Origin of the sequence: Flavobacterium plantiphilum (assembly GCF_046000495.1) — a bacterium.
GTDB classification, from domain to species: Bacteria; Bacteroidota; Bacteroidia; order Flavobacteriales; family Flavobacteriaceae; genus Flavobacterium; species Flavobacterium plantiphilum.
This window is the reverse complement of record NZ_JBELQA010000001.1, coordinates 468,180-490,417: the sequence shown is the minus strand read 5'-3', so window position 1 is coordinate 490,417 and position 22,238 is coordinate 468,180. Positions and strand designations below refer to the sequence as shown.

The 22,238-nt window shown below is 33.6% G+C and carries 21 protein-coding genes and 1 pseudogene; 14 read left to right on the top strand and 8 right to left on the bottom strand.

The window, feature by feature from the left end:
* The first annotated feature begins 29 nt into the window (after nucleotides 1-29).
* The 9 genes from ilvB to acs all read left to right on the top strand — a co-directional run bounded on the left by ilvB (nucleotide 30) and on the right by acs (nucleotide 9,184).
* Nucleotides 30-1,718, top strand: a complete 1,689-nt coding sequence (ilvB, locus tag ABS764_RS02085) for a biosynthetic-type acetolactate synthase large subunit (protein WP_408079466.1) — start codon at nucleotides 30-32, stop codon at nucleotides 1,716-1,718.
* A 4-nt stretch (nucleotides 1,719-1,722) separates the two neighbouring features.
* On the top strand, nucleotides 1,723-2,253 hold the full coding sequence (gene ilvN / locus ABS764_RS02080; RefSeq protein ID WP_408079464.1) for an acetolactate synthase small subunit: 531 nt from the start codon (nucleotides 1,723-1,725) through the stop codon (nucleotides 2,251-2,253).
* A gap of 15 nt (nucleotides 2,254-2,268) precedes the next feature.
* Entirely contained in the window at nucleotides 2,269-3,741 is a 1,473-nt protein-coding gene (ilvC, locus tag ABS764_RS02075) for a ketol-acid reductoisomerase (protein WP_408079462.1), read from the top strand.
* A 468-nt stretch (nucleotides 3,742-4,209) separates the two neighbouring features.
* A complete protein-coding gene (locus ABS764_RS02070; protein WP_408079460.1) occupies nucleotides 4,210-4,827 on the top strand; it encodes a hypothetical protein in 618 nt (205 codons plus the stop codon).
* A 181-nt stretch (nucleotides 4,828-5,008) separates the two neighbouring features.
* Nucleotides 5,009-5,188 carry a hypothetical protein gene (locus tag ABS764_RS02065; RefSeq protein WP_408079458.1) on the top strand — a complete coding sequence of 60 codons (180 nt, stop codon included), beginning with the start codon at nucleotides 5,009-5,011 and terminating at the stop codon, nucleotides 5,186-5,188.
* A gap of 156 nt (nucleotides 5,189-5,344) precedes the next feature.
* Nucleotides 5,345-5,881, top strand: coding sequence for a hypothetical protein (locus ABS764_RS02060; protein ID WP_408079456.1), 537 nt, complete (start codon nucleotides 5,345-5,347; stop codon nucleotides 5,879-5,881).
* 109 nt (nucleotides 5,882-5,990) lie between these two features.
* Complete coding sequence (locus tag ABS764_RS02055) at nucleotides 5,991-6,365, top strand: VOC family protein (RefSeq protein ID WP_408079454.1); 375 nt, start codon at nucleotides 5,991-5,993, stop codon at nucleotides 6,363-6,365.
* Between the two features lie 87 nt (nucleotides 6,366-6,452).
* Complete coding sequence (locus ABS764_RS02050; RefSeq protein ID WP_408079452.1) at nucleotides 6,453-6,899, top strand: VOC family protein; 447 nt, start codon at nucleotides 6,453-6,455, stop codon at nucleotides 6,897-6,899.
* 377 nt (nucleotides 6,900-7,276) lie between these two features.
* Nucleotides 7,277-9,184, top strand: a complete 1,908-nt coding sequence (gene acs, locus ABS764_RS02045; RefSeq protein ID WP_408079451.1) for an acetate--CoA ligase — start codon at nucleotides 7,277-7,279, stop codon at nucleotides 9,182-9,184.
* 40 nt (nucleotides 9,185-9,224) lie between these two features.
* Here the strand turns inward: acs and ABS764_RS02040 are convergent, their stop codons facing one another.
* From ABS764_RS02040 to ABS764_RS02010, 7 genes are all read right to left on the bottom strand, one after another.
* Nucleotides 9,225-9,824 carry a 3'-5' exonuclease gene (locus ABS764_RS02040; RefSeq protein ID WP_408079449.1) on the bottom strand — a complete coding sequence of 200 codons (600 nt, stop codon included), beginning with the start codon at nucleotides 9,822-9,824 and terminating at the stop codon, nucleotides 9,225-9,227.
* A gap of 4 nt (nucleotides 9,825-9,828) precedes the next feature.
* Nucleotides 9,829-11,733 carry a DUF294 nucleotidyltransferase-like domain-containing protein gene (locus ABS764_RS02035; RefSeq protein WP_408079447.1) on the bottom strand — a complete coding sequence of 635 codons (1,905 nt, stop codon included), beginning with the start codon at nucleotides 11,731-11,733 and terminating at the stop codon, nucleotides 9,829-9,831.
* A gap of 276 nt (nucleotides 11,734-12,009) precedes the next feature.
* Nucleotides 12,010-12,498, bottom strand: coding sequence for a hypothetical protein (locus tag ABS764_RS02030; protein ID WP_408079445.1), 489 nt, complete (start codon nucleotides 12,496-12,498; stop codon nucleotides 12,010-12,012).
* Nucleotides 12,499-12,671: 173 nt separating this feature from the next.
* On the bottom strand, nucleotides 12,672-13,952 hold the full coding sequence (locus ABS764_RS02025; RefSeq protein WP_408079443.1) for an NAD(P)/FAD-dependent oxidoreductase: 1,281 nt from the start codon (nucleotides 13,950-13,952) through the stop codon (nucleotides 12,672-12,674).
* A 60-nt stretch (nucleotides 13,953-14,012) separates the two neighbouring features.
* Nucleotides 14,013-15,353 carry a DEAD/DEAH box helicase gene (locus ABS764_RS02020; protein ID WP_408079441.1) on the bottom strand — a complete coding sequence of 447 codons (1,341 nt, stop codon included), beginning with the start codon at nucleotides 15,351-15,353 and terminating at the stop codon, nucleotides 14,013-14,015.
* Nucleotides 15,354-15,473: 120 nt separating this feature from the next.
* Nucleotides 15,474-17,024 carry a DEAD/DEAH box helicase gene (locus tag ABS764_RS02015; protein ID WP_408079439.1) on the bottom strand — a complete coding sequence of 517 codons (1,551 nt, stop codon included), beginning with the start codon at nucleotides 17,022-17,024 and terminating at the stop codon, nucleotides 15,474-15,476.
* 105 nt (nucleotides 17,025-17,129) lie between these two features.
* A complete protein-coding gene (locus ABS764_RS02010; RefSeq protein WP_408079437.1) occupies nucleotides 17,130-17,657 on the bottom strand; it encodes a DUF6155 family protein in 528 nt (175 codons plus the stop codon).
* Between the two features lie 105 nt (nucleotides 17,658-17,762).
* Here ABS764_RS02010 and ABS764_RS02005 point away from each other — a divergent pair, with 105 nt between their 5' ends.
* On the top strand, nucleotides 17,763-18,038 hold the full coding sequence (locus ABS764_RS02005; protein ID WP_408079435.1) for a DUF3817 domain-containing protein: 276 nt from the start codon (nucleotides 17,763-17,765) through the stop codon (nucleotides 18,036-18,038).
* A gap of 1 nt (nucleotide 18,039) precedes the next feature.
* Nucleotides 18,040-19,298: pseudogene (locus ABS764_RS02000) on the top strand (mechanosensitive ion channel family protein).
* Nucleotides 19,299-19,362: 64 nt separating this feature from the next.
* Here the strand turns inward: ABS764_RS02000 and ABS764_RS01995 are convergent.
* Nucleotides 19,363-19,746 carry an acyl-CoA thioesterase gene (locus ABS764_RS01995; RefSeq protein ID WP_408079433.1) on the bottom strand — a complete coding sequence of 128 codons (384 nt, stop codon included), beginning with the start codon at nucleotides 19,744-19,746 and terminating at the stop codon, nucleotides 19,363-19,365.
* A 67-nt stretch (nucleotides 19,747-19,813) separates the two neighbouring features.
* Between ABS764_RS01995 and ABS764_RS01990 the strand changes: the two genes are divergently transcribed.
* The 3 genes from ABS764_RS01990 to ABS764_RS01980 all read left to right on the top strand — a co-directional run bounded on the left by ABS764_RS01990 (nucleotide 19,814) and on the right by ABS764_RS01980 (nucleotide 22,224).
* A complete protein-coding gene (locus ABS764_RS01990) occupies nucleotides 19,814-20,218 on the top strand; it encodes a glyoxalase (protein ID WP_408079431.1) in 405 nt (134 codons plus the stop codon).
* A gap of 305 nt (nucleotides 20,219-20,523) precedes the next feature.
* Nucleotides 20,524-21,237 carry an alpha/beta fold hydrolase gene (locus ABS764_RS01985; protein WP_408079429.1) on the top strand — a complete coding sequence of 238 codons (714 nt, stop codon included), beginning with the start codon at nucleotides 20,524-20,526 and terminating at the stop codon, nucleotides 21,235-21,237.
* Nucleotides 21,238-21,273: 36 nt separating this feature from the next.
* On the top strand, nucleotides 21,274-22,224 hold the full coding sequence (locus ABS764_RS01980) for an ATP-grasp domain-containing protein (protein WP_408079427.1): 951 nt from the start codon (nucleotides 21,274-21,276) through the stop codon (nucleotides 22,222-22,224).
* Nucleotides 22,225-22,238: the final 14 nt, after the last annotated feature.

The window sequence follows — 22,238 nt, the reverse complement described above, 5'->3', positions numbered from 1 at the left end:
TACGATTGAGTTTTTTGAAAAGATAAATTATGAAAATATCAGGAGCAGAAGCAGTTATCAGATGCTTATTAGCCGAAGGAGTAGATTTGGTTTATGGTTACCCGGGTGGTGCTATTATGCCGGTTTATGACGAATTATATAAATTTCAGGATCAATTGCACCATGTTTTGGTGCGTCACGAACAAGGAGCTGCGCATGCTGCTCAGGGGTTTGCCAGAGCAACCGGAAAAGTAGGAGTAGCGATTGCAACTTCCGGACCGGGAGCTACTAACTTAGTTACGGGAATTGCCGATGCGCAAATCGATTCTACACCAATGGTATGTATTACCGGACAAGTAGGGAAACATTTACTGGGTTCAGATGCATTCCAGGAAACAGATATTATCGGAATTTCGACTCCGGTAACCAAGTGGAATTACCAAATTACAGAAGCAGATGAGATTCCGGAAATTATGGCAAAAGCGTTTTATATTGCGCGTTCCGGCCGTCCCGGACCAGTATTAGTTGATATTACTAAAAATGCTCAATTTGACACTTTAGATTTCAGTTATAAAAAATGTTCAGATATCAGAAGCTACCATCCTAAACCTGTTTTAAAAATGAATAAGGTTCAGGAAGCGGCTCAATTAATCAATTCGGCTAAAAAGCCAATGATCATTTTTGGTCAGGGTATTATTTTAAGTAAGGCCGAAGAAGAACTGAAAGCTTTAATTGAAAAATCAGGTATTCCTGCAGCCTGGACTATTTTAGGACTTTCTGCCTTGCCTACTGAACATGAGTTAAACGTAGGAATGGTAGGAATGCATGGAAATTACGGTCCTAACATCTTAACAAACGAATGTGATGTTTTAATTGCATTAGGAATGCGTTTTGATGATCGTGTAACTGGAAATTTAGCTACTTATGCCAAACAGGCCAAGGTTGTTCATTTTGAAATTGATCCTGCTGAAATTGATAAAAACGTTAAAACAGAAGTTGCTGTATTAGCTGATTTAAAAGAGGCATTAACGGCTTTGTTACCACTTATTGAAAAGAACTCTCACGAAGAATGGCATAATGAATTCAAGAAGAAATACGAAATTGAATTGGATGCAGTTATCAACGAAGAGTTAGCGCCAACAAACGGTAAAGGAATTTCGATGGGAGAAACTATTGAAATGATCAATAAACATTCTAATGGTGATGCAATTATGGTATCTGACGTAGGACAACACCAAATGTTTACCTGCCGTTATGCTAAATTCAATCAAACTAAGAGTAATGTTACTTCCGGAGGATTAGGAACTATGGGGTTCGCTTTGCCGGCAGCCATAGGTGCTAAAATGGGAAGACCCGATCGTGAAGTAGTAGCTATTATTGGTGATGGTGGTTTTCAGATGAACATCCAGGAATTAGGAACGATTCATCAGACACAGGTTCCGGTTAAAATTGTAGTCTTAAACAACGAATTTTTAGGAATGGTACGTCAATGGCAGGAATTGTTTTTTGACTACAGATACGCTTCAACGGTGATGACTAATCCAAATTTCTGTGCTATTGCAGAAGGTTATTATATCAAAGCCAGAAAAGTAACTAAAAGAGAAGAATTAGATGAAGCAATAGCTGAAATGTTAGCTTCTAAAGACTCTTATTTCCTTGAAGTTATGGTGGAGAAAGAGAACAACGTATTTCCAATGATTCCAACAGGAGCTTCGGTTTCTGACATCCGATTAAGTTAATATTATGGAAGAAAATAAAACATTCACTATTTCTGTTTATTCAGAAAACAATGTAGGCTTACTAAACAGAATATCCGGGATATTCCTGAAACGCCACATTAATATATTGAGTTTAAATGTATCCGAATCTGAAATTGAAAACGTTTCCAGATTTGTAATCGTAGTAGATACTACTGAAAAATGGGTACAGAACATTGTAGGTCAGATTGAAAAACAAATTGAAGTTATCAAAGCTTTTTATCACGTAGATGAAGAGACTATCTTCCTGGAAAGTGCTTTATTTAAAATCGCTTCTAATTTGTTATTTGACGAGAGACAAATTCAAAACATCATCAAAGAAAGTCATTCTGAAATTGTTACCGTATCCAGAGACTTTTTTGTAATATCAAAATCAGGAAGACGTTCTGAAATTGAAGAATTGCATTCAAAATTAAAGCCTTTTGGAATTATGCAATTTGTACGTTCAGGAAGAATTTCTGTTTCTAAAGAAAAAATGGAAGTTACAAGTTTATTATTAGAGGAATTAAAATCATAAATTAAATATTAAAAAATGGCAAATTATTTCAATTCATTACCACTTAGATTACAATTAGAACAATTAGGCGTATGCGAATTCATGGATCAATCAGAATTTGCTAATGGAATCGAAGCTTTAAAAGGTAAAAAAGTAGTTATTGTTGGTTGTGGTGCTCAGGGTTTAAACCAGGGGTTGAACATGAGAGATTCAGGTTTAGATATTTCTTACGCTTTGCGTGCTGAAGCTATTGCTGAAAAAAGAGCTTCTTACAGAAATGCTACTGAGAATGGTTTCAATGTGGGAACTTATGAAGAATTAATTCCAACTGCTGATTTAGTATGTAACCTTACACCAGATAAACAACATACTGCTGTAGTTACTGCAATTATGCCATTAATGAAGCAAGGAGCTACTTTATCATATTCTCATGGTTTTAATATCGTAGAGGAAGGAATGCAAATTCGTAAAGACTTAACAGTTATTATGTGTGCTCCTAAATGTCCGGGTTCTGAAGTACGTGAAGAATACAAAAGAGGATTTGGTGTACCTACACTAATCGCTGTTCACCCTGAAAATGATCCAAACGGAGTAGGTTTAGATCAGGCAAAAGCTTATGCTGTTGCAACAGGAGGAAACAGAGCAGGGGTTTTACGTTCTTCTTTCGTAGCGGAAGTAAAATCAGATTTAATGGGAGAGCAAACTATCCTTTGTGGTTTGTTACAAACAGGGTCTATCTTGTGTTTTGACAAAATGGTAGCTGAAGGAATTGAGCCAGGATATGCATCTAAATTAATTCAATACGGATGGGAAACTATCACTGAAGGATTAAAACATGGTGGTATCACTAACATGATGGACCGTTTGTCTAATCCTGCTAAAATCGCTGCTTTTAATGTAGCAGAAGAATTAAAAGACATCATGCGTCCGTTGTTCCAGAAACATATGGATGATATTATCTCAGGTCATTTCTCTAAAACAATGATGGAAGACTGGGCTAATGACGATAAAAACTTATTAACCTGGAGAGCTGCTACTGAAGCAACTAATTTTGAAAAAACTCCAGCTGGAGACGTTGAAATCTCTGAGCAGGAATACTACGATAATGGAGTATTAATGGTAGCTATGGTTAAAGCCGGAGTAGAATTAGCTTTCGAAGCAATGACTGATTCAGGAATCATTGAAGAATCTGCTTACTATGAGTCATTACACGAAACACCACTTATTGCAAACACTATTGCAAGAAAGAAATTGTTCGAAATGAACCGTGTAATCTCTGATACAGCGGAGTACGGATGTTACTTATTTGATCACGCTTGTAAGCCATTAATCGCTGAGTACGTTAAAAATGCACCATCTAACTTAATTGGTCGTCCATTTAACAACGGAAACAACGGTGTAGATAATAAAGAATTAATTGAAGTAAATGATATCATCCGTAACCACCCAGTTGAAGAAGTGGGAGCATGGTTGAGAGAATCAATGACTGCAATGAAAAAAATTGTATAATTACAATTATTGTTAATTCCAAAAAGGCGGAGTATTTGTTTACTTCGCCTTTTTTTGTGCCTAATTTTCAGGAGCAGCACTTTTTCTTTATTTAAACGCTATTGTTCCTGCTGTCCGCTGTGTATCTTTTTATTTTGTCATCCTGAGCCTGTCGAAGGACAAAATAAAAAGGATGCCGCTACCATCAGGGCTAGGGAAGAAGGAGTTGTTTCCATAATTCACCACCCAATAGTTCATTGCGAGGAGTTGCGAGGCACGAAGCAAAGCAATCTCACCAACTAACTCCACAAAGAATAGATAAAAGGTTTTTCATAAATATCGTAAAAGTAATTATTTGTATGATAAATTTTATATATTTGAGAATAAATAAAGCTACTTAATAGTGACAATCTATCTGATTCTGGTACGGAATCGCTATTTATAACAAGTATAAAACAAGTCACCATCCATATTTTCAAAACCAAAAATATGCATTACAAATTAACCGAAGAAATTATTGCCCTTAGCGATTCTCAAACGTGGAATTTTGCCAAACTGGAATGGGATTTTAATTTTGCATATTATTCAGAAGACTTCCAAACGTGCTTATGTGGTCATTACCCAATTAAAAATATTTGTGTAATACAAAATAAGAAGAATTCAAACCAAACCGAAGTTGGAAATTGTTGCATAAATAAGTTTTTAGGAATTGAAGATGGAAATAAAATATTTACTTCGATTAAGAAACTTAAAGATGATAATTCTAAAAGTATGAGTGCTGAAGTAATTGATTACATTTATAATAAAAATGGCATTTCGGATTTTGAATATAAATTTTATGTAGACATACATCGGAAAAGAAATTTATCTCCCAAGCAACTTGAAATAAAAGTGCGTATAAATGATAAATTTTTAGCATTTACAAGTTATGAAACTAACTCACATTTCAACCGAATAAATCTTGTTTTGAAATGGGCAGAAAATAATTCTTGGTTTGACAAAAGTTTCATTTTGTCTTTGAAGAAGAATTGCGAAAAGCATGGAAAGCTATCTGAAAACCAGAAAACGGCTTTGGAAAATATAATTACAAAATTAAAAATTGCATAAAATACAGGTGGTAAAAGCTACAAGCCATTTGGACATTTCTTAATAGAAAAATTGATTTTGTAGTTGATATGACTCGACAAATCGAAAAACAGAAGTTAATTTAGTCCCAAAGCCCCCGCTTGTACATCCAAAGAAATTAAAAACCTGTCTTCAAGTTGTAAATAAATAAAAACAAACGTAAATGAAAAACAATAAACATATAGAAAGGGACGGACAGGCAGCAACAAAAATATTTGACAATAGAAGTTTAAATGTTGATAACAGAACTCTTAAATCGATTTTGAAGGAAGGAATGTCAGTTTTAGATGTTGGTTGCGGAACTGGTTCTATTGCGGGGGAAAATGCTCGAACAATACTTTGAAGGTAATTTTCGTTATTTGCGAGTTTGGAAAATGTTTGACGACCAATTAAAAGTCATTGCCGGAAGCGGTGTTGCGATATAGAGCTAGCCGCTAATAACTTATTACTTAATATTTTTGTTCAGCCACCATTTCAATCCTGTTTATCACTATTCAAAATGAAACAAATAATTTTATTTAAAATTCTTATATTTTTCATCCTAATTTATGGATGCAAAAAAGATAATTATTTGCAACAAAATGTGCCGATAAAAAAAAATATAAACAAATTAGAATGTGGAAAAATAAAATTTGAAACAAAATATAAATTTGATTCCTTCCCCGTAAAAAAAATACTGTCAACAAAATCCAATTTAGAACTGAATACAAATATCAGTACATTTTCAAGATATTACAAAACCAGAATTAAACAATCATTTGAAAAGGAAGAGATAAATTTTGCAGGAAAATATATTATCAATTATTGGGGATGTGGCTCACCTTGTGCTGTTGGAATAGCAATAAATGCACAAAATGGAAAATTAATAGAAATTCCTGCTTCAAGTGTAGGTTACGAATTTAAAATAAACAGTAGATTATTGATTGTAAATCCTCCAGATAGCGTAGGTTATTATTCTAAAGATTGTGCTTATTGTAAACCCGAACTATATTTGTTAGATACTATCAAAAGCAAATTTGTAAAACTTGAAGACTAAATGCGTTAAAATCTACTAGTTTGAAAATAATTTGCGAATTTGCGGTAAATATTTGTAATTCAAAATTTGAACTCAAAACTTTAAATCAACCTAAAAAATCATTAAGACCATGGATATAAAATTTGAAGCTGGAATTAATATTGCGATAAAAATTCCAAAGAGCAAGTATGATAAAACAGTGGCTTTTTACAGAGACATTTTAAAATTAGAGGTAGAAGAAAAACCAATTACGAATCCCACTGTTTCCAGAACTCACGAAGTAAAATTTGGCAATAATGTAATTTGGTTAGACTGTGTGGACAACTACACCCATTCAGAAACCTGGTTGCAGCTAACGGTTCCAAATGTTGGTGAGGCACAAGAATATTTGCTATCGAATGGGGTAGAAACCTGTGATGAAATTGAGGAAATTCCAGAAAACATGCATTGGATACAAGACCCGGCAGGAACAGTATTTAATTTACAAACAACAGAAAAGAAGTAAGTGTAAGTTGTGGCACCCTAATCGACAAGTTTGCGGAATACAGCTGTGATGATTTCAATATATTTGTATAAACTTAAATCTAAGACAATGTCAAAAAGCAATTTACTCCGAATGGACAATGTTGGAATTGTAGTTGAATCGTTAGACAATGCTATTGCTTTTTTCCAAGAACTCGGTTTAGAATTAGAAGGAAGAGCCATGATTGAAGGCGATTGGGCGGGTCGTGTAACTGGTCTTGGCAATCAATCTGTAGAAATTGCCATGATGGTAACACCCGATGGCCACAGCCGACTCGAACTATCAAGATTCATAAATCCAGAAGTAATAGAAGATCATCGTACCGCTCCGGTAAATTCCCTGGGATATTTACGTGTCATGTTTGCCGTGGCTGATATTGATGATACTTTAGAAAGACTTTATCAACATGGTGCAAAACTTGTAGACGAAGTAGTGCATTATCAGGACGCTTACAGACTGTGTTATATTCGTGGTCCGGAAGGAATTTTAATTGGAATTGCTCAGGCACTTAAATAAAAACCGAATTAACTTATTGAAATTACAACTTTGTTTTGTATTAATTAGTTGAATTAACGGGGTTTCATTAGAAATAAAAAATAATTTAATTGGATTTGGGTAATAATTCACTCAAAAAAATCTTACGACCCCTAAAAAATGACTCCAGTGAGAAATCACACAAATTAGACTTCTTGTTAATTAAAAATAAGCAAAGTAGCCGGAAAGTTCGCTTTTTGATATTTTAAAAATAATCAGTATTAAAGCGTTTTTTCATGATTTTGCATTTTTATTAAGATTCTTTTTCGTTATTTTAATTAAATTGCACTGATTAATGATTTATTTTTTTAAAAGAATAGATAGAGATTTAATATATTTATAAAAAATATAAACAAAGGATGAGTTACTATAAAGTTGATAATTTAGAGCAATATTTTAAGCATTACAATAAATCAATTCGCGAACCAAGAAAGTTTTGGGGAAAAATAGCAGAAGAAAATTTTACCTGGTACCAGCCATGGGATAAAGTGGTAGAATTTGATATGACTGAAGCTGATGTTCAATGGTTTGCAGGGGCTAAATTAAATGTTACCAAAAACTGTATTGACAGACATCTAAACAAAAGAGGGGAGAAAACTGCTATAATTTTTGAACCCAACAATCCTGACGAAGAAGCGTTACATATTACCTATAATGAATTGCACCAGAGAGTGTGTAAAATGGCAAATGTTTTACGTGAGCAGGGCATTAAAAAAGGAGATCGGGTGTGTATTTATTTGCCTATGATTCCCGAATTAGCAGTAGCTATTTTAGCCTGTGCAAGAATTGGAGCGATCCACTCAGTAGTTTTTGCCGGTTTTTCTTCTAAAGCTTTAACAACCAGAATTAATGACAGTCAAAGTAAAATGGTAATTACTTCAGATGGTGGTTTCCGTGGGGCTAAATCTATCGAACTGAAGGAGATTGTTGATGAAGCATTACAAAATTGTCAGTCAGTTAGCACCGTTTTGGTAGTAAAAAGAACCAACACAGCAGTAAACATGACAGAAGGCAGAGACATTTGGTTACAGCCTTTATTAGATGAAGCTTCAGATAATAGTGTTGCCGAAATCATGGATGCAGAAGATCCTTTGTTTATCCTTTACACTTCCGGATCTACAGGAAATCCGAAAGGAATGGTGCACACTACTGCAGGTTATATGGTTTTTACCGCTTATACTTTTAAAAATGTATTTAGCTATGAAGAAAATGATGTGCACTGGTGTACCGCCGATATTGGCTGGATAACAGGACATTCTTATATATTATACGGACCTTTATTAAATGGAGCTACCACAGTAATTTTTGAGGGAGTTCCATCTTATCCTGATCATAGTCGTTTCTGGCAGGTGATTGAAAAACATAAAGTGAGCCAGTTTTATACAGCACCAACAGCTATCAGAGCTTTAGCAAAAGAAAAATTAGAATACGTTCAAAAATATCCTTTAAAGAGCTTAAAAGTTATTGGTTCAGTAGGTGAACCTATCAATGAGGAAGCCTGGCACTGGTTTAACGATCACGTAGGAGATAAAAAATGCCCTGTTGTGGATACCTGGTGGCAAACGGAAACAGGAGGAATTATGATTTCGCCATTGGCTTTTATTACCCCAACAAAACCAACATATGCGACTTTCCCTTTACCTGGAATTCAGGCAGTATTGATGGATGACAAACGCAATGAAATTGAAGGGAATCAGGTTGTTGGTAGTTTGTGCATCAAATTCCCATGGCCGGGAATGGCAAGAACAATCTGGAATGACCACCAGCGTTATAAAGACACTTATTTTTCTCAATATCCCGGAAAATATTTTACAGGAGACGGTGCTTTACGTGATGAAGTAGGGTATTACAGAATTACAGGTCGTGTAGATGATGTGATTATTGTTTCCGGACATAATTTAGGAACAGCACCTATTGAAGATGCGATTAATGAGCATCCGGCAGTTGCCGAAAGTGCTGTTGTAGGTTTTCCTCATGATGTAAAAGGAAATGCTTTATATGGTTATGTGATATTAAAAGAAACTGGCGAAGTCAGAAATAAAGAAAATTTATTTATCGAAATCAATCAGCATATTACTGATCACGTAGGCCCGATTGCAAAATTAGATAAGATTCAGTTCGTTTCCGGATTGCCTAAAACCCGTTCCGGTAAGATTATGCGAAGAATCCTCAGAAAAATTGCAGAAGGTAACTTCACTGATTACGGAGATACCAGTACGTTACTGAATCCTGAAATTATTGAAGAGATTCAAAACGAAAAGAAATAATAAAAAAAATAGCTGCTTCATTTTTGAAGCAGCTATTTTTTTATTTTAATCCCAATTTAAATTTTAGTTTCAAAAAGAGTAAAGCAATGTTGTATGCTTTTTCAGTTACAGTATCATTTTTAGTTTGGTGGATGTTGTAGTTTTCTGTTAATTCCTCCAGTGAAAACTCTTTTTCTTCCGGAAGGTCATTTAGTTTTCGATGCATAATATCAATATCCAGTGCCTCATTGCGTAATTTTCCACAATCGAGTCGTTCTAAAGTTGCATTAAGCATTTCTACATCTCTTTCTACCTGATGACCTACAAGAATACCATTCCCAAGATATTCAACAAATGTTTTTAAAGCTTCCGGTTCGGATAATTTTAATAGCTTACTTTCAATGATGTATTCATTAGAAAGATGATTGTCGTGCAAAAAGCGATACTGCAATAAAATAGTTTCAAAACTGTCCTTTATCAAAATAGAATTATCTACTACAGCAAAAGCACTGATAAAGGTGATAACATCTTTTTCTAAAGAATCTCCTGTGGATTCCGTGGATATAATAACATACCGATTTGATTTTTTAGAAAATTTAGCCAAATATTCTTTCCAAAATTCCGGATGTTCTTTATTTATATTTTTTAACCAGTCTAGCATAAACTTATGAGAATTGAGTAAGTTGAAACTTGTCTTTAATTAATTCTTCCAATTCCTTCATCGGAATCAGGGCATTTTTAAGTTTTTCTCTATCAATTTTTGATAGTTCATCTAAGTTAATATATTGTCCGGAATCTTCATTTTTTAAACCTTCTAAAGTTCTTATTTTTGTTAAAAATAAATACGCTTCAGCACAATTCAGGTAAATTTCAGCATGTTTAGGATCAGCTATTGCTAATTGTTTAAACCTGGTATAAGTATTATTGATTCCTTTGATTTCATAACTTAAGGTAAAAAGTCTTGCGCTGTCAACTAATGGCATGATTGCCCTGGTTTTAATATCAAATTTATCTTTATGAATACCTTCTTCTTCCACTATGAATTTCTTGAAAAAACTTAACGGAGAATTTTTTCGTAAAGCATCATTCCCCAGAAAATCAAAAAACAGTGTATTGTTATAGGCATTCTCAAATACAATATTGTTAATCGCTGTTTCTATTTTCTGTTCCCCAATAACTAATTCATAATCAAAGAAAATACTACTCAGGTTTTCAGTGTTTTCTCTTGTAGTATTCATCCAGTTGTTGTATTGTTTTATCCAGTCACTCAATGATTTACACCACATCATGTTACTTCCCATATGTCCGTGAGGACATAGTTTGTACCCGATTTTTTCTAAGGTAGTCGTAGTCTTTTTGCCAAGATTCAAAAAATAGTCTTTCACTTCAATATATTTATCCTGGGCTACATCCTCAAAAACCAGAATACTATCCTGATCGGTAAGTAAAAGCTGTTCTTTTCGTCCCTGACTTCCAATACTCAGCCATGCAAAACGGGCAGGAGGTGAGCCTAAATCTAAAATTGATAACTCTACTGCACGTTTTAATATTGCAAAATTAATTTCGCTGGCAATATTTGTAATATGAGTTAGCGGAATGTTTTTCTGAATAGATGACTGGATTAAATTAGTTAACCTGGATCGGATTTCTTTGAGTTCATTCGCAGATAATGAGCGTTTAATCTCTTTGATTAAAACACCCGGGTTACTGGCTTGTGCTGCAATTAAATCGTGTTCAGAAATAACTCCTTTTATAGGCGATTTATCCGTGCCGTCTACGGTGACACACAAATGAGTTACATTGTTTTTTAACATCAGTAATTGGGCTTCGGCTAAAGATACATTTTCTAAAACCGTTACTACAGGTGAAGACATAATGTTGCTTACCGGTGTATTGACCGGATAACGTCCGGTTGCAATTTTAGAAGCTAAATCGGCATGTGTTACAATTCCGATGGGACCGTTACGTTCAAAAATAATGACATTATTCTTTAATGATTCCGCCATTAGCTGAGCTACTTCCTGAGCAGTATTATCAGAAGTGGCTAGAAGAGGAGTTGTATTGTAAGCTAAAGTTTGAAAGAACTGTGCTTCAGATTGTTTTTCAGAATAAAATCCATCAGCAACTATATTTCCCTGTGTAGACCGGTCTTCGGGTAGATTGCTGGCAAAATTTTCTAATAAGAAATTTAAAACCTCCGAATTATTAGCTAATAGCGGTTTAAAAACAGCAATAGGTATAGCATACACTAAACTTTCTTCTCGGGCTTTTGCAGTTACTTTATAATTATTTTTAGCAAAAAATGGTCGTAAACCAAAGATAGTTCCTTCATGACATTTATTGGTAATGCTTTCTTCAGCATCTGCAATAACTGAAATATTTACAACACCTGAAGCTACCACATAAAAACTATCATGTAGCGGATCGTTAATTTTAAATAAAGTTTGCTTTTTTTCTAAACTTACAACACGAATATTGCTGGCTATTTCAGCTAACTCATCAAATGTAAGCTGATTAAAAGGTGCATATTTTTTTAAAAATTCAGCTATTTGTTCTGCAATTATATTCATAGGTTGCTTCTAATATATACTGCAAAACTACTAAATAAAAGAGTATAATGAATTTCATTTTTAGCTAAAAAAAATGTTTTTTTAATGCAAACAATACAGAAGGGTTTTGTATTCTAATCACTGATAAATCAAATTTTCTATTTTACATAATATAAATTATAGTTCAAATATTATCAATATAATTTTTTACCTCATTTAATGATTTTGGCTTATATAAACTGTGATTAGTCTTTCTGAGTAAATTTTATTTAACTGTATTGAATTGTCGTAAAAGAATTAGAAATCAAATAAATTAGAAATGGTATTCTCATCATTAGAATGTGCATAATTTGTACTGGAATGAGATGTTTCATCTCTAAAAATTGTAAGTGTTACTCTTGAATTTTTTAAATCTTCTTTTTTAATATTTGGTATGGAAAATTTTAAATTTGATAACGTATAAAAATCATCTCTGGACTGAAATATTTTGTTGATTATTATTTTTTCTCCAGTGGCTAAAATTTTAAATGATTTTTCACCAGGAAAATATCTGGAAATACCAATTTGAATTGCGTATGCTGAAGAAGTTTTGAATCTGCTGTAAATTGGATTTATTCGCATTTCGCCTTTTATAATTACGATATCTAATTTGTCCGGATAAACATCTACAAATCCATTGCCAGTGGTTTCCAATTGAAAACCATTAGGAATAAATTCGAATTCAACTCGTTTTTTTTGAACAACTGTCTCATTTACTTTTATTCTTTTTGAGGAACAATTAATCATAAATAAGCAGGTTGCGATGATAAGTACACACAAAAAGAATTCTTTAATTTTAAATTTTACCATTTCTACTTTTTGCCAAATATAATGATTTCATCCAAAGTAATCCATTTCTTATTCAAAAAAATCCTATAAAAAAACCGATACATCTCGGTATCGGTTTTCTGTTATAATATTTATTTTGCAAGGTCTTCAACTTTTACTTTTTTATCAGGTCTGATAATCATTCGTAATGAATTGTCTTTTGAAAAATAAGCAATCATCCAGTTGTAGAATGTTTTTATTCTGTTTCGGTATGTAATTAACGAAATCAGGTGAATGAATAACCAGATAATCCAGGCAAAAAATCCTTTAAAATGCAATTTGGGTTTTGGTAAATCCACTACGGCTTTTGCCTTTCCAATAATTGCCATAGATCCTTTATCTAAATATTTAAAAGGAGTCAGAGGCTTTTCTTTGATAGCATTTTTAAAGTTTTTAGCCAGATTAATTCCCTGTTGGATTGCCACTTGGGCAACTTGCGGATGTCCGTGCGGAAAAGCTTCATCATTAAACTGAATACAAGTATCACCAATGGCATAAATGTTAGCGGTTCCTTCAATTTTATTATAAGCGTCCGTTTTTAAGCGTTTTCCACGTCCATAGCTTTCAGCTGGAAGTCCTGTAAACTCACGTGCGGTAACTCCTGCTGCCCAAATTAAATTTTTGGTCTGAATGGTTTCTCCATTAGCAAAATGAACCGTATCATCGACATAATCAACTACATTGTTGTTTAATTTTACCACAACACCTAAATCGGTTAAAGCCTTATAAGTATCGTCCTGGGATTGTTTACTCATTGGAGTTAATAATGCCGGCGCACCATCAACTAAATATATGTTACTCGCAGTGGTGGCTAATTCAGGATATTCTTTTAAAAAAATATTTCTGCGCATTTCAGCAAACATTCCTGAGATTTCTACTCCTGTAGGTCCTCCTCCGGCAACAACAATTGTAAGTAATTTTCTTCGTTTTCGAATATCTTTGGTAATAGCCGCTTTTTCTAAGTTTTTTAGCAGCGTATTACGCATAACTATTGCATCATTGAGCGTTTTCATTGGAATGGCATTCTTTTTTACATTTTCCATTCCAAAATAGCTGGTCTCTGCTCCTGTTGCAAAAACCAGTTTGTCATAAGACAATTCCCCGTTGCTCAGAATTATTTTATTCTCTGAAGGAATTACTTCGATAAGCTCGCCCAAACGAAATTGAAGATTCTTTTTTCCTGCGAAAAATTTTCTGAAAGGATAGCTAATACTTGATGGTTCTAAATACGCTGTTGCTACCTGGTAAATAAGTGGAGGAAAAAAGTTATAGTTGTTTTTATCCACAAGAGTTACTCGCACTCCATCCTGATTCAGTAATTCTTTTGCAAGATTCAGTCCGGCAAAACCGCCTCCGATTATTACGATTTCCATATTTTTACAATTTTAAAAATAACATTCTCTTTTTTTGGTAAGAGGAATGTCAAACAGTTTTTATTTTTTTTGTTTTTGTCTTTTAACTGGTTTTTCGTTGGTTTGGTTTTTATTTTGTAATAAATGGTTAGCTAATATTTTTTCAATTAATTCATCCTTGGTCAGGTGATGAAATATCGTTTTTATTTTTGTTTTTAAATCGGCTTCCACCTCGTGATTGGGTTTTGTCTTGAAAATTTGTTTAGCCCACAGCAAAGTGTTGTTTTCTTCGATGCTGGCAACAGACGGTTTAGAAAACGGTGTGAATTTAATCCCTAATTCCTTTTCAAAATCAGCAATTTCTATTTCTTCTTCGGCTTGTAATACTGTTAAAGCCAGTCCGTTTGCCCCTGCCCTTGCCGTTCTTCCGCTACGGTGAACATAGTTTTCATAAGTATCCGGTAAATGATAATTGACTACATAAGCAATTTCTTTTACATCAATTCCTCTGGCGGCTAAATCAGTTGCTACTAATATATTGATGTGTCCTTCGCGAAATTGCTCCATTATACGATCCCGAATTCCCTGCGACAAACTGCCGTGTAATGCTCCTGAAGAAAAGCGATTGATGGCCAGATTTTTAGCCAGTTTATTTACTGCTGCTTTTGTTTTGCAGAAAATAATACCGCGCTGTCCTTCTCGGGAATTTAAAAAATGCATTAAAACATCTAACTTTTCTATAGGATCAACAATAATATACTGATGATCAATACTTTGATTTCCTGATGTTTCCATGTTTGCACTAACATGTACTACATTTTTATGCAAATAGTTCTGAATCAGTTGTTTTATAGTTCCCGGCATGGTAGCAGAGAATAAAAAAGTGCGATGTGTTTTAGGAAGTTCAGCAACGATTTCATCCAGACTCTCTTTTAGAATGCTTACCATTTCATCTGCTTCGTCCAGAACTAAAAATTGGGTTTCTTTAAGACTGATGGCTTTTCGTTGTAATAAATCAATTAAACGTCCCGGAGTTGCTACAACGATGTGCGTAGGATTCCTTAATTGTTCTATTTGAGGTTTTATTGGGATTCCTCCACAGGTTGCTGTTATGGAAACATCAGGTAAATTTTGAGCAAAACTTTCTAAATTTTTAAAAACCTGTTGTCCTAATTCTCTTGTTGGAACTAAAATTACGGCTTGTACCGTTGGCTGTGAAGTATCAATTAATTGTAAAATAGGCAAGCCAAAAGCGGCTGTTTTACCTGTACCTGTTTTTGCTAAACCAACCAAATCTGTTTTGTTTGCTAAAAGCAACGGAATAACTTGTTCCTGAATGGCTGTAGGCAGAACAAGATTCAATTCGGTTAAGGATTGTAATAAAGCTGTCGAAATTCCTAAATCTGAGAATTGTGTTGACATTGTTTAGTTTTTATTATTTGTATGAAAAACAGTTTTTTAGCCCCGATAGCAGCGATATCCTTGCTGTTCTTTCTTTAAGAACAGTAAGATAAAGCGGATAGCGGGAATCAGCTCCTTATTTTATTCCTCGTCTTCATCAGGTTCGTTCATGATTTTCTCACGATACTTTTTACCTAACAGCAAGGTTAATTTTTGTTTATAATCATCTACCAGCCATTCGCGGTAATTTTTACTGCACTGACTCAAACATTTGGCATAACGTTTAATACGGCATTCAATATCATCGTCTAATTCTTTGGCTAACAATTTAGCTTCCTGTAAAGTTTCGGTATTGTAAACACACATGGTTGCGTGTTGATCCAATGATTTATCCAAAACCACTTTAGAACGTAAATTTTGTTTTATGGCCAGTTTGTGTTCTTCATCAACATCAAAAGTGACATCTTCAGTATTACTGAATTTAGCTCTCAGTTCCGGCGGCATTGTGTATTTAAAATACATTTCAATTTCAGCATCATCACGTAAATTTTCTAAATAAAATTCGGGTGATTTAAAGATGTGCTGCCAGTTTACGGGCTCACTCCAAAGACCAAAACGGGCTGCATTATTTCCTAAATCAATAACGGTAAATTCATCTTTATTAGGCAGTTTTCTGGAACCGCGCCCTATCATTTGATAATATAAAGTTAATGATTTTGTGGCACGATTTAAAATTATGGTTTCTACTGTTGGTTCATCAAATCCGGTTGTTAAAATCCCAACCGAAGTTAATATGGCGTCTTTTGTATGTTTAAACCAATGCAGAATTTCTTTTCTTTCTTCGTTACTGCTGGTGTTATCCAGATGGCGAATTTCGTACCCTGCTTCTCTGAAAGTTTCATAAACATATAAAGAGGTGTTGATACCATTGTTGAAAATCAAAGTCTTTTTACCTAATGATCTTTCGGTGTAGGCATGTACCAGTTTTTCCTGCATCAGCGTATTAGTATACAAATCATCAGAAGATTTTACAGTATAATCTCCGTTGATACCTACTTTTAATGATGTTAACCCTACATCGTAGCTGTATGTTGTGGCTTTGGCCAAAAAGCCTTTTTCTATTAATGAACTAATAGTATCTCCTACAATTAATTCATCATAACTCTGGTTCATAGGTAATTTTATATTAGAACTCAGCGGTGTTGCTGTTACTCCTAATATAAAAGCATTTGTAAAGGAACTTAAAAGTTTTCTGAATGAATTATAATGCGCTTCATCAATAATGACCAAACCAATATTTTCGAGAGATAATTTCTCATCATTAATACGGTTTTTTAAGGTTTCCACCATAGCTACAAAACAGGAATAATCGTTTTGATCCGGTAAATCCTTTACCTTAGAATTGATAATTTTATTTTTTACACCAAAACCTTTTAACATCTTAGAAGTTTGTTTACACAACTCAATTCTATGTGTTAAAACAACTACTTTTTTATTATGTTTTGATAAGTAACGGCGAACAATTTCTGAGAATATCACTGTTTTTCCGCCACCTGTAGGCAGCTGATACAGCAGGTGATGTTGCGCAGGACCGTTATCGATGCGCTCAAAAATGGCATCAATATCACCTTGCTGGTAGGCATAAAGTTCTTTTTTCTCTTCTTTTTCTATTTCTATCGTACTTTCGAACATTGCTTTTTGTTGAATTTTTGCAAAAATACGGTTAAAAAACAGTTATCCTGTTATATTTAATTTAAATTATTAACTTAATTTGAAATAATTTGATTTACAAGCCTGTTATTCATTGATTCGCTCTGTAATTTGCAGGAAATCCATTCTGTTTTTCCATTTTTGTCTGACAATTTCTTCGTAAAGAGAATTTATTCTGGGTTTAAAATCGCTTAAAACGCCATTAGCAATCATAAATTGTATGGCCTGTTCAAAAGAAGTATGCATACTTTTGTAAAAAGTATCTTGTTTTATGAGATTTTCGGCAGAAAAAGCCTGAGCTATTTCTATATTATACAACATCAGATCACTGATTATAAATGGGTCTACTCCCAGCGTTATAAAATGTTTGATGTTTTTTTGGGCTACTGAACGGCGCATTTTTGGTTTTTTCCTTTTGCCACGGGCCGCAACCGGGAAATATTCATGAGCAATTTTAAGCTTAGCTTCCTGCAACCGCTTCTCTTCCTTTGGGTTAAATACAAAATCATAATATTCCTTTACCGCGCTAAATTTTTCATACAATTCAACTAGCTGCTCCTGCAATTGTTCCTTGTCGAGTTCGCCTAAATATTTTTTTAAATCTCTTTTACTCATTATGAAATTTTTGTGATTACAAAAGTAAATTACTTTAGGTTTTAATACCTATAAAATGAATGATAATCCTTAATTTTGACAGGAAACATTAAAATAACAATTGCAATGCTTAAGATTTTTAAAATTACAGCTATCCTTGAAGGGATTTCGTATTTGGTTTTATTTGCTAATATGCTTTTTATTAAGCCTAATAATACTGAATTGTATCATACCTTATTGTACCCTATCGGTATGACTCATGGTATTTTGTTTATAGGTTATATCATTTTGGCATTTTTATTAAAAACACCACAAAAATGGGGTGTCAGAGATTTTGGAATTATTTTAATTGCTTCATTACTGCCCTTTGGTACTTTTTATGTAGAAAAGAAATACTGCTAAAATGTATTTATTGTTAAAGCAGCTGTTTACATTTTTATATCCTCTTTTTAGAAAGTGGGGATTCAATGTTACAATGGCCTCTTATTCGAGTCTGATAATTAACATTACAATACTTTGTTTTTTAGCTTATCTCATTTATTATATCTCCAGACAGCTCTTAGTAGGTCTGATAATTGTAATTGCCAGAAGAACAAAAACACAATTTGATGATTTATTAGTATCTAATAAAACGGCTAAATACATTGCTCATCTTATTCCGGTGCTGTTTATCTATAAATCAGTTCCGGTTATTTTAGACCGTTATGAATACTGGGATGGTGTATTTGGGAAATTAGTAGGTGTTTATATTGTTATTTTAGTGCTGTGGATAATTCGGACTGTTTTTAATGCTTTGAGGGATTATTTAAAACAAAAAAACGGTACAGCGACAAACCTATTGACAGTTTTATTCAGGTAATCATGATTGTGCTGTGGCTGGTAGGCATTACAATTTTGATTTCGAGATTATTCGAGATTGATTTCAATAATATGTTTACCACATTAGGTGCTGTTTCTGCATTGATTATATTGATTTTCAGAGATATTATTCTCGGTTTTGTTGCCAGTGTTCAGGTTTCTGTAAATGATATGATTCGTATAGGCGACTGGATTACAATTGATAAATTTGGTGCTGACGGAGATGTGATCGAAATTAATCTGACTACCGTCAAAGTGCGTAATTTTGATAATACAACCACTACCATTCCTACTTACAGTTTAAGTTCAGATTCCTTCCAGAACTGGCGTGGCATGCTGAAATCGAATGGACGGCGCATCAAAAGACACATTCTTATCAAAACAAACAGCATTCGTTTTCTGGAGGAAACAGAATTAGAAGAACTAAAAAAAATCAGTCTGATTACTGATTATATAACCAACAGAAAAACTGAAATCAATAAATACAATACGGACAGAGGCATAGACAAATCAATTGCAATAAACGGCCGTAATATGACTAATATGGGGTTATTTCGAAAATATATAATCCAGTATCTGCGTAATCATCCGGCTATAAATCAGGATATGGTTTTAATGTGTCGTCAGTTGCAGTCTACTGCTGAAGGAGTTCCGCTGGAAATTTATACCTTTACAAAAGATAAGAAATGGGAAAATTATGAATATGTAATGTCTGATATTTTTGATCATGTCATCTCAGCTGTTCCTTATTTTGATCTTGAAATTTTTGAATTGCCCTCAAGAGGTGATTTCCTGAATAAATAAATCAAAGTTACGAATTCACGAATAATCCAATTGAATTCGTGAATTCGTGTCTTTTACAATCTGATTACAAACGATTTTTCACAAACTCTATTTCTGTTTTTCCGTGTGGTTTTGGTTTTCCGTCTTCACCCAGATTAACCATTACTGATTTGTCAATAGTAATAATAATTTCTCTGGTCATCATGTTGCGAACCTGACATTCAAGTGAAATTGAAGTCGTTCCAAAATGGATCACATCGATTCCTATTTCGATAATATCTCCTTCTTTTGCCGAACTTTTAAAGTTTATTTCCGACATATATTTAGTTACTACTCTGGAGTTTTCAAACTGCACAATAGTATAAAGTGCCAGTTCTTCGTCTATCCACGATAATAGTTTTCCTCCAAATAAAGTTCCATTTGGATTAAGGTCTTCGGGCTTTACCCATTTTCTGGTATGAAATCGCATATTTTTAATTATTTATGCTAAAATAAGGTTTCCCTGAGTATTTTTTTGCTATTTTTAAGAAAAAAAGATGAGCCACAGAGATCGTTTTCTAACGGAATTCAGAGGTGACACTATCGGAAGTGTCAGCACACAGTCTTCAGCAGATGAAATTTTTCAAAATGAAGTTTTAAGACCTATATTGAAACTTCAAAATGATTTATTTATTGCTTCTTTTCATAATTATATCAGTAAATACAAAAGGGATTTTTATTCGCTAAGTGTCGAGAAAAAGATTGCAACTATTGAGAATGCAATTCAAAAAGACATCAAGTTTAGAAATGCATTAAAAGGAATGATTATAGCCCTTTTTACGGTAGAGGAATATACTTCTTACATAAAAAACTCCTCCAGTTTAAATAAACGCATGATGAATATGCTGATTGAAAGATTGAAAAATCAGGTTCAGTTATTTGAAAAAAGTGTTGCTGATTAATTAGAAAATAAATACAAAACAAATTGATTTTTAAAGAATAATTCTAATTCCTCAAATCCAGTCTTTTTGTTTAAAATTTTCAGATTGTTTGTGGACTAATCTTAACAGTTGTTTTTTTTTCTTATCTGCTTTTATGTCGGGAGTGTGTTACCAAATCACTTTAAAAAATCTCATTTAAAAGCTTTAAAATAAATTATATGCAACAATAGTAAACAAAGCGTTATCATTTCATTAAAAGTGAAAAACCTTCTTCTGTTTGTAAATTTTATATTGATTATTTCAGTATAATTGTTGAAACGAAAATTATGAAAGAAGACTATTTTAAGTGGCATTCACCCCATCTGAACAGACATATTGAAATGCTTGTTTTTGGGCATTCGGGATATCCGGTAGTTTTGTTTCCCACCTCTATGGGAAGTTTTCATGAAAATAAAGATATGGGATTAATTGAATCAGTAAGCTGGTATCTCGAGCAGGGATTGATTCAGATTTATTGTCCGGATAGTATTGATAAAAACAGTTTTTACAATAAACAGATTTCTCCTGTACACCGCATAGAAAATCACGATTGCTATGATAAGATGATTTGTCATGAAATTGTTGAAAAAGTGCGTAACAATACCGCTTCAGGAAAAGTTGTTGTTGCCGGCTGTAGTTTTGGGGGGTATCATGCAGCGAATTTTGCTTTTAGACATCCGGGTTATGTGAGCCATTTGTTCAGTATAAGCGGAGTTTATCAAATTAAAAACTACCTCGATGGTTTTCATAATGATACTGTTTTTTACCATAGTCCTCATGATTATTTGCAAGGCTTGAATGATTATGAATTATGGAATATGGATATTGTACTGGGAACTTCAAATTGGGACATTTGTTTTGATGCTAATTTAAAAATGAGCCGGTTATTGTCTGATAAAAACATGCACCACTGGCTTGATATCAGGCAGGATAAAGTTCACGACTGGCCGTTATGGAAAGAAATGTTTCCCCATTATTTATCCAGAATAAATTTTAGTTAAACACTGATTATAAAATAGTAAAAGAAAACAACGAATATGAAAAAGATTGGAATTTTATTTGGTATGGAAGATACCTTTCCTCAGGCTTTTATTGACAGAGTTAATTCAAAAAACGAAAAAAATATTATAGCCGAAGCCGTTTCTATTGATAAAGTTATTCAGAATAAAGGAGGTGAATATGCCGTAATTATAGACAGAATTTCACAGGATGTTCCTTTTTATCGTGCTTTTCTTAAAAATGCTGCTTTAACGGGTACTAATGTTATTAACAATCCTTTTTGGTGGAGTGCTGATGATAAATTTTTTAATAATGCATTAGCCGATACACTGGGCGTTCCGTTGCCTAATACAGTCATTCTTCCTTCAGCAGAACATCCAAATGATACAAATTCTAATTCGTTCAGAAATCTGAAATATCCATTAGACTGGGAAGGTATTTTTGACTATGTGAAGTTTCCTGCCTACATGAAACCGTATGCCGGTGGCGGGTGGAAAAATGTGTACCGACTGGAAAACAAAGAGGAATTTTGGGAGAAGCATAAAGAAACGGGACAGTTGGTAATGCTGTTGCAGGAGGAAATTGTCTTTACTGAATATTTCAGAGTGTATTGCTTAGGAAGTAAAGCTGTCAAAATCATGCAATACGAACCCAGGAATCAGCCTCATTTACGTTATGTGCTTGATGGTCCTCCAGTAGATAAAAAATTATTAGCTACTATCAAAGATTATACAATTCGACTTTGCAAAGGTTTAGGTTACGATTTTAATACGGTAGAATTTGCGGTGCGTGACGGTATTCCTTATGCTATTGATTTTGGAAATCCTGCTCCTGATGCTGATATTAATTCAGTAGGTATTGAAAACTTTGAATGGGTGGTTGAAGAATCGGCTAAAATGGCTATTGCTGCCGCAAAAAAGCAAAAACCCGGAAAAATAAACCTGACTTGGGGAACCTTTATGAAAGAAGCTGTTGGGTTAAATAAATAATCAGAATAATTTAA